The sequence below is a fragment of the Pseudarthrobacter sp. P1 genome, assembly GCF_050156935.1.
Classification (GTDB): Bacteria; Actinomycetota; Actinomycetes; order Actinomycetales; family Micrococcaceae; genus Specibacter.
This window is the reverse complement of the sequence record NZ_CP189584.1, coordinates 2,278,042-2,290,706: the sequence shown is the minus strand read 5'-3', so window position 1 is coordinate 2,290,706 and position 12,665 is coordinate 2,278,042. Positions and strand designations below refer to the sequence as shown.

Below are 12,665 nucleotides of genomic sequence, written 5' to 3'. Positions count from 1 at the left end.
TCCGGAACCAACCCTACAATCGTTCCGCGCCGATCAGGACTGGATCGGCCCGTACATGACATCGGCGTCCCAGCGGGTGAAGCCGAGCTTTTTGTAGAGCGCGACGGCGGCGGCATTGTCCGCGTCCACGTAGAGCATGATGGCGGCCAGCCCGGCCTGCTGCAGGTGCGTGATGCCGGCAATGGTCAGGGCCTTGCCGAGCCCGGCGCCCTGGGCCTCGGGGGCAACGCCCACCACGTAGACCTCGCCCATGGCCGGGTGCGGACCCATGGCCGGGTGCACCTTGGTCCAGTGGAAGCCCAGGACGCGCCCGGCGCCCGCCTCGGTGGTGTCGGTGGCCAGGAAGAAGCCCGCCGGATCAAACCAGGGCTCGGCCATCCGGGCGTGCAGGTCCGCGGCGGTCATCGCGCCCTGTTCGGGGTGGTGGGCGAAGGCTGCCGCATTGGCCGCCAGCCAGGCATCCTCGTCTTGGCCCGGCACAAAGGCGCGCAGGGTGACGCCCGCCGGCAGGGCCGGTTCCGGCAGCGGTGCATGCCCCTGCGCCGGCCGGACCAGGCGCATCCGCCAGAGCTCGCGGATGGAGGCGAAACCGTAGCGGGCCGCGAGGTCCGCGGCGGCCTCGTGGTTGCCGTGCGACCACGCCGTCAACGATTGCAGGCCGCGGTGCGCCTTGAGCTTGTCCACCAGCTGTGCGCCCACGCCCTGGTTGCGGTACGTGGGGTGCACCACCACCTCCAGCACGCCCGCGTCCCCGTGCGAGATAACGACGGCGACGCCGGCCAGGTCGGCGGCGGTGGCGGGGTGCGAATGCTCCTCCGGGGCGTAGGTGGCCAGCGTCAGCACGTCAGCGGTGCCGTCCCCGGCGCCGCGCAGCTCCACCAGGGTCTGCTCGGACAGGGGCGGATTGCCGTCGGACTCCGCCGCGGCCGCCACCAGGGCGTCGATGTCGCGGCGCAGCTGGGGATCCGGGGCGCCGTCGCACACCACTACCGGCCAGTTCTCACTCTTCGCGGGGCTCATGGCCACAGCCTATCGGCAGCCACCGCCGTCGGCCACCGCCTCCCGCGCCAGCGGTTTGCATCCCCGGCGGCCGGTGGCCTAGAGTGGAACGCAGCTTCGGGGCCCGCAAGGGATTCCGCAGTCGAGGGGGATGCACCACCGGGGTGCCCGCGATACGTTCAACCCGTATGTCCTCCACCAACGCAGAAGGCCCGCTCCACCTGGAGCGGGCCTTCTGCGTTAATATCTGTGCACCAGTAGTTGCTCCCCAGCGGCTCCCAAAGCTCGCAAGCTCGCTTCGGCCCCTCGCCGCTGTGGGCCCACGCGCCTGGATGAAGCAACTACTGTCGCACAGATGAAGGGTCAGGCGTCGGTGAGTTCGTCGTCGGGGACGCGGGTGATGGTGAGCCGGTAGCCCACATTGCGCACCGTGCTGATCAGGTGCTCGTGGTCCGAGCCCAGCTTGGCCCGCAACCGCCGCACGTGGACGTCCACCGTGCGCGTGCCCCCGTAGTAGTCGTAGCCCCAGACCTCGTTGAGCAGCTGGGCGCGGGTGAACACGCGGCCCGGGTGCTGGGCCAGGTACTTCAGCAGCTCGAATTCCTTATAGGTCAGGTTCAGGATCTCGCCGTTGACGCGGGCCGTGTAGCTGCCCTCGTCGATCACCACGCCGGCGGCCTGGATCTCGTGGCTGGTCTCGTCCGCGGCCGGGCTCTTGCGCGTCATGGCCAGCCGCAGCCGGGCCTCAACCTCCGCGGGCCCCGCGGAATCCAGGATGATGTCGTCCGCGGCCCAGTTGGCGGAGATGGCCGCCATGCCGCCCTCGGTGAGGATCAGGATCAACGGGGCGCCGACGCCGGTGGCACGGAGCAATTGGGTCAGCGACCGGGCGCCCACCAGGTCCTTGCGGGCATCGAGCATAACCACATCGCAGGGGTCCGCCTCAAGCAGCGCCGTGGGCTGGGCGGCCAGGATGTGGACGCGGTGGCTCAGCAGCTCAAGCGCGGGCAGGATCTCAACCGATGACCCCGGGCTGTTGGTCAATAACAGAATCTGCGACATGTGTTCCTCCAAAGAGCGTGGTGCGCGTCTTTGAGCGTCATCCCCCACCGACACGCCTCCCGAACAGGAAAACCCGCGGGAGACCCGCTGGAGGGGTTGTTCCACAGTGTACCGGCATACCCTCCCCAGCGACGGCAATCATTAAGGCAGGATTGGATGCGTGAAGTCATGGATTACGGGCCTAGCCCCGATTGTGGCCCTGGCCGCCGTCATTGCCAGCTCCTACAGCGCGCTCGGCCTGCGGGTGGGCGTCGGCGTGCTGCTGGCCGCCATCTTCGGCCTCGGCTGGCCGTACTACCTGGGCATTCCGGCGAAGAAGACGCTGGGCACCATCATCGCGCTCGCCGGCACCGGCTCGGCCGTGGCCGCAGCGCTCACCGAGGGCCCCGGTTTCCTGGTCCATGTCCCGATCTTCATTGCACTGGGTCTGGGCTCGGTCTTTGTGGTCCAGCTGGTCCGCGGCACCGGGCAGGTCCACCGGCTGGAGTCCACGCTGGGCGCCGGGGCCGGGGTGGCCATGTCCGCGTTGGGCTCGGGCTGGATTGCCGCCCACCGCTTCACCGGCGACGGCGCTATGACCTTGGTCACGGGGGCCGCGGCCCTGGTGGCGCTGCTGGTGGGCCTGATCCGCTGGCCTGACCGCGTGGTGACACCGCTGGGACTGGTGCTGGCGGCGCTGGCCGGTCCGCTCGCGGCCCTGCTGTTTTCAGAGATCCAGGTGGTTCCGGCGGCCATCGTCGGGCTGGTGGTGGCCGCCGTCGTGCTGGCCTTCCGCCGGCTGGGCACCCTGGCCGGTGCACCGCGCTCGGTCCCGGGCGCGCTGGCCATGGGCGTCGCACCCGTCGCCTCGTTGGGCGCACTGGTGTATTTCGTCGATAAGCTGTTGATCACCTAACGCCGCAACAGATCACGATAGGATGGCGACATGTCAGTACTTGGGTTGGAAATCTTCTTCATTTGCCTGCTGGTTGTTGCCAGCCTCTCCATGGCGTGGTTCGCCGGCCTGGTTGTCTGGCGCCTGTTCAAGGGCCAGAAGTAGACGCTGCCGCCGCGCACCGTCACTCTGCACGCCTGAGGCCACACCATGCCTATTGAAATCCCCACGGATCTGACCCCCGAGCTCGTCCCGCTGTCCTGGCTGCTGGGCAGCTGGCGCGGCAGTGGCCGGCTGGGTTCCGGCGAGGCCGAGGACGAGCACTTCGAGCAGCTCGTCACCTTCACCACCAACGGCCAGCCGTTCCTGCACTACACCGCGGAGAGCTGGCTGACGGACGGCGAGGGCACTGTGCTGCGCCCGCTCTCCATCGAGACGGGCTTCTGGGCGCTGGACCGCAAGCTCAACGACGCCGACGGCGGTCCGGGCCTGATCCCGGCCGGCATCGTCCCCGCGCTGACCACGGCCGACGACGTCGAGAAGCTGCGCAATGCCGACGGCGGCTTCGACATCACGGCCACCATCGTGCACCCCGGCGGCATCGCCGAACTCTATTACGGCCAGATCAAGGGGCCGCAGATCCAGCTGGCCACCGATGCCGTCATGCGCGGCGCCGGCTCCAAGGACTACACCGCGGCCACCCGCATCTTCGGCCTGGTCAATGGCGACCTGTACTGGCGCTGGGATGTGGCGGCCAACGGCAAGGAACTGGCCGCACACGCCTCGGCCGCGCTGGCCAAGGCGCCCTAGCACCCGGCGCCGGCCACCGGGCCGGCGCCGCTCCGGCACGCTCCCGGCACGGCGCTGCGCGCGCCTGCCGCGGCGGGCGGGAATACGCCCTACCGAAGAGACGTTGGCATCGCTATGACCTACACCAGCCCGCTGTTGTCCCGCCACGGAGCCGTCGAGGCCGGCGGCCTGGATGCCGGCGTCGCCGCGCACTACTCCGATCCCATCCGCGAGCAGCGCCTGTTGGCCGGTGTCCACGGAGCCGCCGGCACCGCCGTCGTCGACCTCTCGCACCGCGGCGTGGTCACCGTCACCGGGCCGGACCGGCTCAGCTGGCTAAACACCCTCTCCTCCCAGCAGCTCACCACCCTGGCACCCGGCGTGGGCACCGAGCTGCTGCTGCTCACCATCCAGGGCCGGATCGAATACGACGCCCGCGTGGTGGACGACGGCGAAACCACCTGGCTGATCGTCGAGCACGAGGAGGCCGCACCGCTGGCCGCCTGGCTGGCCTCGATGAAGTTCATGCTGCGCGTGGAAGTGGCCGATGTGTCGGACGCCTTCGCCGTGTTGGGCAGCGCCCACGAGGTGCCCGAATGGGACTCGCTGCTGCGCTGGAAGGATCCGTGGCCCGCGGTGTCGGCGGGCGGCTACAGCTATGCCGTGGTCCCCGAAGACGGCCACCCCGGCCGCGACCGCACCTGGTTCGAGTACCTGGTGCCCGCCGCCGAGCTGGCGGCCACCGTCGGCGATCGCCCGCTGGCCGGTGTCTGGGCCGCCGAGGCCCTGCGCATCGCCGCCTGGCGTCCCCGCCGCGGCGCCGAGACGGACGAGAAGACCATCCCGCACGAGCTGGACCTGCTGCGCACCGCCGTGCACCTGGCCAAGGGGTGCTACAAGGGCCAGGAGACCATCGCCCGCGTGCACAACCTAGGCCACCCGCCGCGCCGGCTCGTGTTCCTGCAGCTGGACGGCTCCCAGCACACCCTGCCGGCCCCCGGCAGCAGCGTTTCCGCCGGCGGCCGCACCGTGGGCACAGTGACCTCCGTGGCCCAGCATTACGAAATGGGTCCCATCGCCTTGGCCGTCATCAAGCGCACCGTCGATCCGGCGGCCGAGCTGACGGTGGACGACGGCGGCGAGCTGTACGTGGCCGCCCAGGAGGTCATTGTGGCTCCCGACGCCGGCCAGGTGGTGGGGCGCGCCACCGGGTTCCTCCGCGCCCCACGCTAGGGATCCACCCAAGGTTCCACCGGATTTCCACCAGAGAAAAAGGAACAGCATGGAACACATCGCAAAGCCTTGGCCCGCCCTCTGGTCGCTGGTGGTCGGATTCTTCATGATCCTGATCGACACCACCATCGTCTCGGTGGCCAACCCCAAAATCATGGAGGGCCTGAAGACAGACATCAACGCGGTCATCTGGGTGACCAGCGCCTATCTGCTGGCATACGCCGTGCCGCTGCTGATCACGGGGCGGCTGGGGGACAGGTTCGGCCCCAAACGGCTTTACCTTGCCGGCCTGGTCATCTTCACCCTGGCCTCGCTGTGGTGCGGGTTCTCCGGCGACATCGGCACCCTGATCGCGGCCCGCGCCGTCCAAGGCTTTGGCGCGGCCCTGATGACGCCGCAGACCATGGCAGTGATCACCCGCATCTTCCCGGCCGACAAGCGCGGTCCGGCCATGGGCCTCTGGGGCGCCACGGCCGGCGTCGCCATGCTGGTGGGCCCCATCCTGGGCGGCGTGCTGGTGGATTCGCTGGGCTGGGAATGGATCTTCTTCGTCAACGTGCCGGTGGGCATTGTTGGCTTTCTCTTGGCCTGGCGCCTGGTGCCGACCCTGAGCACCCACCCGCACAAGTTCGATATCCTCGGCGTAGTCCTGAGCGCCATTGGCATGTTCCTGCTGGTGTTCGGCCTGCAGGAGGGCGCCACCTATGACTGGGGCACCATCACCGGCCCCATCACCGTGCCGGGGTTGATCATTGCCGGTGTTGTGGTGCTGGGGCTCTTTCTCTTCTGGCAGACGCGCAACAAGGGCGAGCCGCTGCTGCCGCTGCACCTGTTCCGGGACCGCAACTTCTCCCTCGCCAACGCCGCCATCACCACCGTCGGTTTCACCATGACGGGGATGGCGCTGCCGCTGGTGTTCTACTACCAACTGGTGCGCGGATTGACCCCCACCCAGTCCGCCCTGATGCTGGTTCCCATGGCGGTGCTGGCCGGCGTGCTGGCACCCTTCGTGGGCAAGCTGGTGGACCGGGTCAACCCCCGCTACATCGCCACCACCGGGCTGCTGCTGATGGCGCTCTCGCTGGCCTGGAACTCGATGTTGATCACCCCGGACACCCCCATCTGGCTGTTCCTGCTGCCCAGTGCGCTGACGGGCATTGCCTCCTCCGGGATCTGGGCGCCGCTGGCCACCACTGCCACCCGAAACCTGTCTCCGCACGAGGCCGGTGCCGGAGCCGGTGTCTACAACACCACCCGGCTGATCGGTTCGGTGCTCGGCAGCGCCGCCATCGCCGCCCTGATCCAGTCGAGGCTGGCCGCGGAGCTGCCGGCCGGCCCCTCGGCATCAGGAACCCACGGCATGGAGTTCGCGGGCGCACTGCCAGCGGCGCTGCATGAAGGGTTCTCCACCGCGATGGGCCAGTCAATCCTGCTGCCGGCGGCCGTGGTGCTGCTGGGTGCGGCCGCCGCGGTGTTCTTCGTCAAGCCGCGTCCGGTGGAGCAGGCCACCGACGTGGCCGTCAACGTTCCCGCCACCATGCCCGGCGGGGCAGTCAGCCCAGACGCACCGACGTCTGGGTCCCGGCCCAGCTGAGCCCCAGCGAGCGGGCCAGGGCATTGGCGGCGGTGTTGGACATGTCCGCCCGCCACTGGAGCACCAGCCCGGCGGCGAGGGCCTCGTGGGCCGCGATCGAGGCGGCCAGCAGGCCCAGGCCCTGGTGCCGCCAGGGGGGTGCCACGAGCACGCCCAGGGCGGCCAGAAAGCCGCCCCACTCGGTGTAGGCGCCGCAGGCGGCCGGTCCGCCGTCGACCATCACCGTGAACTTGTGCTCCAGGGCCGAGAGGTGGACCTCGTTGGCGTCGTCGGGCGGGCAGAGGGACTCCAGCTCCACGGCCTCGGGATTGCCGTGGCTGACGGTGATCTCGGCGGCGGGCTGGAGCAGCGGCAGATCGTCCGCCACGTAGATCGAGGACGTGCCCAGGCCCGTGCCGCCCAGCCCGCGGGTCAGGGCCAGCAGCGTGGCATGGTCGGTGAGGTCGGCGTCCTCCAGGGACGCCGCGGCCGCCAGCACGGCCGGCGGGCCCACCAGCGCCGACTGCCCCCACAGCCGCACGAATGTCACGGACCTGGCGTCCTCGACGGCGTGGCACACCCGCCGGCCATCGGCGGCGGCCAGCACGCCGTCGTCGAGCCCCAGCGCCCGCTCCCAGGCCAGGTGGACAATGGCGGCACTGCGCGGGTCAAAGGTCATGAAACAACGCTACCGCCTGGCCTTGTGGCCCCACAAAGGGGCCCGGACCAGGCGGCAGCGGAGGAGACGGCCTGCGGCCGCGGCCGAACGGGGTCAGCCGAACAGGATGGCGGCCTCGTCGTAGCGGTGCTGTGGGACGGTCTTGAGGTTGCCCAGCGCCTCCGCAAAGGGCACATGCTCGATCTCGGTGCCGTTGAGCGACACCATGGTGCCCCAGCGGGATTCCACCACCGAATCCACGGCGGCCATGCCCAGGCGGGTGGCCAGCACGCGGTCGAAGGCGCTCGGCACGCCGCCGCGCTGGATGTGGCCCAGCACCGTGGCCCGGGTCTCGATGCCCGTCATTTCCTCGATCAGCGGGGCCAGCTGCTCGCCGATGCCGCCCAGGCGCGGGCGGCCGAAGGCATCCAGGCCGCGTTCGGAGTGGGCCGAATCCTGGTGGTCCGGCACGAAGCCCTCGGCGACGACCACCAGGGGCGCGCGGCCGCGCTCATGCGCCTCGTTGACCCAGGTGGCGATCTGTTCCAGGGACGTCTTCTGCTCCGGGATGAGGATGGCGTGGGCGCCGGTGGCCATGCCGGAGTGCAGGGCAATCCAGCCCACGTGGCGGCCCATGACCTCCGCGATCATGCAACGGTGGTGGGATTCGCCGGTGGTCCGCAGCCGGTCGATGGCCTCGGTGGCGATCTGGACGGCGGTGTCGAAGCCGAAGGTGTAGTCGGTGGCGTCCAGGTCGTTGTCCACCGTCTTGGGCACGCCCACGATCTTCAGGCCGGCGTCGGTGAGGCGCTGGGCGGCGGCCAGGGTGCCCTCGCCGCCGATGGCGATGATGGCGTCGATGCCGAGGCGGTCCATGTGCGCCTTGATGACCCCGGGGCCGCCGTTGCCCTCGAACGGGTTGGTGCGCGAGGTGCCCAGGATGGTGCCGCCCTGCTTGGAAATGCCGCGGACGCTCTGGCGGGGCAGGTCCATGATGTCGCCCTCCACCACGCCGCGCCAGCCGTCGCGGAAGCCCACAAACTCCTGCCCGTGGACCTTGATGCCCTTGAGCACGGCTCCGCGGATCACGGCATTGAGTCCGGGGCAGTCGCCGCCGCTGGTGAGAATTCCAATTTTCATGGCAAGAGGGTCCTTCTGGGATGTGTGTAGTCAATTGATCGATCTTGGCCAGAGCACCCCATTGAGCTCCCCTAGTGATTTTAGACCCTCATGTGATCCGGGCAACCCGTGCCCGTTGGGTGGACACTTCCTGACGCTTCCGGACACTTCCGGGCACGACGGCGGCCGGCCGCCGGGCCCGTCCGGGTCCCGCAGCCGGCCGCCGTCGCCGCTACCGTTTCCGGCGCCCCAGGCTCAGGGCGCCGCCGACCACCATCGCCAGGCCGGCGCCCAGCAACAGCCAGATCAGTGTCTGTCCGAGGTCCAGCACGATCCCGCTCTGCCGCACCACGATGGTCAGCAGGGCCAGGAACGCCAGGACCAGCCCCCAGACCACGGTGCCCACCAGTGGCAGCGGCTTCCGGTCCGCGGGGTCCCCGGGGGCGGGATCCTTGGAGCCGGGAGCCATGGGTGCGGGAGCCCCGGATCCGGGCGCCGGGGCGGGAACCGGCTCCGTGGCGGGGGCCGCCGGCGCGGAGCCGGGGAACGGGAGGGTGGTGCCGTCGGACTCGGGGGTGGTCATTTCAGGACTCCAATCGCGGTGGGGCTGGCGGGGGCACCGGCCCCGGACGTGGTGACGGTGATGGACCCGGCGGCGCCCCGGAGCACAATGGTCAACCGGTGCCCGGTGGCCTGCGGGTTCAGGGAAATGCTGGCGGCGCCCGGGGCCAGGCTCTGGCTCTTTTGGCCGTTGTAGGAAATGCTGCTGGCCACCAGCTGGCTCTCGATGGTCACCGGCACGTTGGCGGGGACCACGATGTCCACCTCGGAGGCCGCCAGCGTGACGGGGACCGAGACCTCCTGGGCCAGCGGGGCGCTGCCCAGCCGGGTCAGGTCCACCGTGGCGTGGGAGGCGGCGGCGGTGAAGCCATTCTCCGCGGCCACGATGCCCACCGGCTGCCAGGTCTGGCTGCGGGCCAGTGTCCAGCTGCCCGACGCCGGCACCACACTGAGCGCCACGGCGGCGGCCAATGCCAGCACGGCCAGGAACCCCGGCAGGCCGGAGCGCCGGCCCAGGAACCCGGCAACCACCACGCACAGCCCCAGCACGCCGGCCGACGCGGCCAGAGCCGTGGCCAGGCCGTAGCCGCCCAGCCGCAGCATGGCGGCGGAGTCCAGCAGCAGGACCGTGGCGCCGGCCAGCAGCGCCAGCCCCAGGGCCAGGGCGACGGTGCCCGCGCCCCAGCGCGGATGGCGGCGCTGTGCCAGCGGCCCGTTGGGCCCGAGCGGGCCCTCGGGGCCCAGCGTGTGCTTGCTCCAGTCGGTGACGCCGGCCCCTACGCGCCCGGCCGTGGCGGTGAACGCCTCGGTTCCGTTCCACGGCAGCGCGGCGGGATCCTGCGGCCGGCCCTGCGGCGGGCCCCACGGTCCGCCCCACGGTCCGCCCTGCGGTCCGGCAGCTGACGGCCCGGCGGGGGCGGCGTAGGGTGCCGTGAAGTCGGCGGTCCCGGCGGCAGGCGCGGCGAAGGGGGCGGCGTACGGCGGCGTCGGCGGGACCGGACCGGGGGCGTTCCTGCGCTTGTCCCGGTTCACGGCCCAGACCACCAGCCACACCACGGCGCCAATCCACAGCAGCCCCCACGGGAACCAACCGTCGTGGGCGCCGAACACCACACCGCGGCCAGGGCTGGCCAGGCCCAGCGCGGTGAACACCACGGCGCCGGTCATGCCCGTGCTCCAGCGCCCGTGCCCTGCCTCTTCGGCATGGATGCGCCCGTCGGGTTCGGGCAGCAGGGCCCAGGCGAGCCCGTACGCCAGCACCCCGATGCCGAAGAAGAGCGAGAGCACCACCACCAGCCCGCGCACAATCACGGGGTCGATGCCCCAGCGCTCGGCCAGGCCGCTGGCAACGCCGCCGATCCAGCGCTCCTCGCCGCGGCGCACGCCCAGGGAGCGCAGCCAGGTGAAGAAGCGGGAGCCGCCGGCGGCGGGCCGCGGCGGGGGAGCCGGCATGGTGCCCGGTCCGCCGTCGTACATCTTCTGGGGGTCCTGCGGCACCTGCGGGCCGCCAACGCTGTTGTCCATGCCTCCATCCTGTCCACCGCCGGGCCGTCGGGGTATCGGGGGTTCCCCTGAAACAACCCTGAACAACCCCCGGTCCCGGTCCGCGGGGCCCGCCGGCAGGGGCGAATCGTGTTTGGATGGTGGCATGGCCGCCAAACTCTACCGCTCCTCCGAGCGCATCATCGCCGGGGTGTGTGCCGGACTGGCCGAGCACCTCGGCCTGCGCGTGGGCCTGGTGCGCGCCATTTTGGTCGGCGGCAGCTTCTTCTTCGGCGCCGGGATCCTGTTCTACGCATGGCTGTGGGTGCTGGTCCCGGTCAGGGGCGAAGGCGCAGTCGACTCCGGGGGCACCGCGGCCGAGCCCCGGCTCAAGCTTTTCCGCCCCGCTCCGGCGGGCGGACCCGCGGACACTTCTGCAGTGGGCGGCACGGCGGGCACCCCGGGCACCCCGGGCACCCCGGGCACCCCGGTGCCGGGCCCGGAGCGGCCCGGGCCCGACGCCGGCATCGCCGATGCCGCGGGGCAACGGCTGGCGCTGGGCGTGCGCGAGCTGCTGGCCGGTGCGGCGATGCTGGTGGCCGCCAGCCTGCTGGTGGGCAACCAGCTGGGCCTGGACCTGCCGCTGGGCACCATCATTCCGCTGGCCGTCATCGGTGCCGGCGCGGTGCTCGCGTGGATGCAGCTGGACGCCACCCGGCGGGCCGGGCTGCTCAACGTGGCCGGTGCGGACCGGCCCTGGGGCGTCCTGCGCTTTGCCGCCGGGATCGTCCTCGTCGTCGTGGGGGTGTTGATCATCGTCGCCGGATCGGGCTCATGGGACCAGCTGGCCCCGGCCCTGCTGGCCTCCCTGGGCGTGCTGGCCGGCGTCGGGCTGGTCCTGGCACCGTGGGTGCTCAGGTTCTGGCACGACCTCCAGCAGGAGCGCGCCGGGCGCATCCGCGAGGCCGAGCGCGCCGAGATCGGCGCCCATCTGCACGACTCCGTGCTGCAGACCCTGGCCCTGATCCAAAAGCGCGCCGGCTCCCCGCAGGACGTCACCCGGCTGGCACGGGCGCAGGAGCGCGAGCTGCGTGAATGGATCTACCAGGACGCCGCCCGGTCGCCGGGCAAGCTGGGCACTGCCGTGCGGGACGTCTGCGCCGAGCTGGAGGACCTTCACGGGACGGCCGTGGAGGTGGTGGCCGTGGGCGACGCCGTGCTGACCGAACGCTCGCAGCCGCTGGTCCAGGCCACCCGGGAGGCGGTGCTCAACGCCGTCCGCCATGCCGGCACCCCGGTCTCGGTCTACCTCGAGGCCCGGGCCGATGCCGTCGAAATCTTCATCAAGGACCGTGGGGCCGGCTTCGACCCCGCCGCCGTCGCCCCGGACCGGCTGGGCATCCGGGAATCCATCACCGGCCGGATGGCGCGCATCGGCGGCACCGCCGAGATCCTCAGCTCGCCCGACGGCACAGAGGTCCGGCTGAAGCTCCCCGCCACCAAGCACCAGAACGAAGGAACACCCGACCATGACTGAACCCTCCGCCCCGGCACAGACCGGCGCCACTGGACCCATCCGGATCGTGGTGGTGGACGACCACGCGATCTTCCGCTCCGGCATCAAGGCCGACCTCGACGCCGGCATCGCCGTGGTGGGGGAGGCCGGGACGGTGGAGGAGGCCATCGCCGCCGTCACAGCGCTGGCCCCGGACGTGGTGCTGCTGGACGTGCACCTGCCCGGCGGGCGCGGCGGCGGCGGGCGTGAGGTCATTGCCGGCTGCGCGGCGCTGCTGGGCGGCACCCGGTTCCTGGCCCTGAGCGTCTCCGACGCCGCCGAGGATGTGGTCTCAGTGATCCGTGCCGGAGCCCGGGGCTATGTCACCAAGACCATTTCCGGCGACGGGATCTCGGACGCCATCCGCCGGGTGGCCGGGGGCGACGCCGTCTTCTCGCCCCGGCTGGCGGGCTTTGTGCTGGACGCCTTCGGCACGGCGGATGTGGCGGTGGAGGACGAGTTGGACAGGCTGTCGGCCCGGGAGCTGGAGGTCATGCGGCTGATCGCCCGCGGCTACAGCTACAAGGAGGTGGCCAAGGAGCTGTTCATCTCCGTCAAGACGGTGGAAACGCACGTCTCTGCGGTGCTGCGCAAGCTCCAGCTCTCCTCCCGGCACGAACTCACCCGCTGGGCCGCCGACCGCCGCCTTCTCTAGAAACAACTGTGGCGCGGCACTTGCTCGAAAGATGCGTCATTCGAGCAAGTGCCGCGCCACAGATTTAGGGCCCACGGCCGCAGGGTTCCCTGGCCGAGCGTGCGA

The 12,665-nt window shown here is 71.1% G+C and carries 12 protein-coding genes; 6 read left to right on the top strand and 6 right to left on the bottom strand.

Annotation, left to right across the window (positions count from 1 at the left end; all coding sequences use genetic code 11):
* Nucleotides 1-33 precede the first annotated feature (33 nt).
* Nucleotides 34-1,020 carry a mycothiol synthase gene (gene mshD / locus ACQCSX_RS10830; protein ID WP_427015337.1) on the bottom strand — a complete coding sequence of 329 codons (987 nt, stop codon included), beginning with the start codon at nucleotides 1,018-1,020 and terminating at the stop codon, nucleotides 34-36.
* 342 nt (nucleotides 1,021-1,362) lie between these two features.
* Nucleotides 1,363-2,061 (bottom strand): winged helix-turn-helix transcriptional regulator, encoded by a 699-nt coding sequence (locus ACQCSX_RS10825; protein ID WP_427015336.1) that lies wholly within the window; start codon nucleotides 2,059-2,061, stop codon nucleotides 1,363-1,365.
* 160 nt (nucleotides 2,062-2,221) lie between these two features.
* Between ACQCSX_RS10825 and ACQCSX_RS10820 the strand changes: the two genes are divergently transcribed.
* The 4 genes from ACQCSX_RS10820 to ACQCSX_RS10805 all read left to right on the top strand — a co-directional run bounded on the left by ACQCSX_RS10820 (nucleotide 2,222) and on the right by ACQCSX_RS10805 (nucleotide 6,551).
* Nucleotides 2,222-2,956 carry a permease gene (locus ACQCSX_RS10820; protein WP_427015335.1) on the top strand — a complete coding sequence of 245 codons (735 nt, stop codon included), beginning with the start codon at nucleotides 2,222-2,224 and terminating at the stop codon, nucleotides 2,954-2,956.
* Between the two features lie 189 nt (nucleotides 2,957-3,145).
* On the top strand, nucleotides 3,146-3,745 hold the full coding sequence (locus ACQCSX_RS10815; RefSeq protein WP_427015334.1) for an FABP family protein: 600 nt from the start codon (nucleotides 3,146-3,148) through the stop codon (nucleotides 3,743-3,745).
* 114 nt (nucleotides 3,746-3,859) lie between these two features.
* Entirely contained in the window at nucleotides 3,860-4,957 is a 1,098-nt protein-coding gene (locus ACQCSX_RS10810) for a YgfZ/GcvT domain-containing protein (RefSeq protein ID WP_427015333.1), read from the top strand.
* A gap of 49 nt (nucleotides 4,958-5,006) precedes the next feature.
* Nucleotides 5,007-6,551 (top strand): DHA2 family efflux MFS transporter permease subunit, encoded by a 1,545-nt coding sequence (locus tag ACQCSX_RS10805; RefSeq protein ID WP_427015332.1) that lies wholly within the window; start codon nucleotides 5,007-5,009, stop codon nucleotides 6,549-6,551.
* Here ACQCSX_RS10805 and ACQCSX_RS10800 read toward each other — a convergent pair.
* From ACQCSX_RS10800 to ACQCSX_RS10785, 4 genes are all read right to left on the bottom strand, one after another.
* Nucleotides 6,511-7,209: a GNAT family N-acetyltransferase gene (locus tag ACQCSX_RS10800; protein WP_427015331.1), complete on the bottom strand. Its 699-nt coding sequence runs from the start codon at nucleotides 7,207-7,209 to the stop codon at nucleotides 6,511-6,513. The genes ACQCSX_RS10805 and ACQCSX_RS10800 overlap by 41 nt on opposite strands.
* A 93-nt stretch (nucleotides 7,210-7,302) precedes the next feature.
* Nucleotides 7,303-8,328, bottom strand: a complete 1,026-nt coding sequence (locus ACQCSX_RS10795) for a 6-phosphofructokinase (RefSeq protein ID WP_427015330.1) — start codon at nucleotides 8,326-8,328, stop codon at nucleotides 7,303-7,305.
* A gap of 211 nt (nucleotides 8,329-8,539) precedes the next feature.
* On the bottom strand, nucleotides 8,540-8,890 hold the full coding sequence (locus tag ACQCSX_RS10790; protein WP_427015329.1) for a hypothetical protein: 351 nt from the start codon (nucleotides 8,888-8,890) through the stop codon (nucleotides 8,540-8,542).
* Nucleotides 8,887-10,392: a PspC domain-containing protein gene (locus ACQCSX_RS10785; protein ID WP_427015328.1), complete on the bottom strand. Its 1,506-nt coding sequence runs from the start codon at nucleotides 10,390-10,392 to the stop codon at nucleotides 8,887-8,889. Before ACQCSX_RS10785 ends, ACQCSX_RS10790 begins: the two co-directional genes overlap by 4 nt.
* A 124-nt stretch (nucleotides 10,393-10,516) precedes the next feature.
* Between ACQCSX_RS10785 and ACQCSX_RS10780 the strand changes: the two genes are divergently transcribed.
* Both ACQCSX_RS10780 and ACQCSX_RS10775 read left to right on the top strand, forming a co-directional pair.
* Entirely contained in the window at nucleotides 10,517-11,887 is a 1,371-nt protein-coding gene (locus ACQCSX_RS10780) for a PspC domain-containing protein (protein WP_427015327.1), read from the top strand.
* Nucleotides 11,880-12,560: a LuxR C-terminal-related transcriptional regulator gene (locus tag ACQCSX_RS10775; RefSeq protein ID WP_427015326.1), complete on the top strand. Its 681-nt coding sequence runs from the start codon at nucleotides 11,880-11,882 to the stop codon at nucleotides 12,558-12,560. Before ACQCSX_RS10780 ends, ACQCSX_RS10775 begins: the two co-directional genes overlap by 8 nt.
* Nucleotides 12,561-12,665 lie beyond the last annotated feature (105 nt).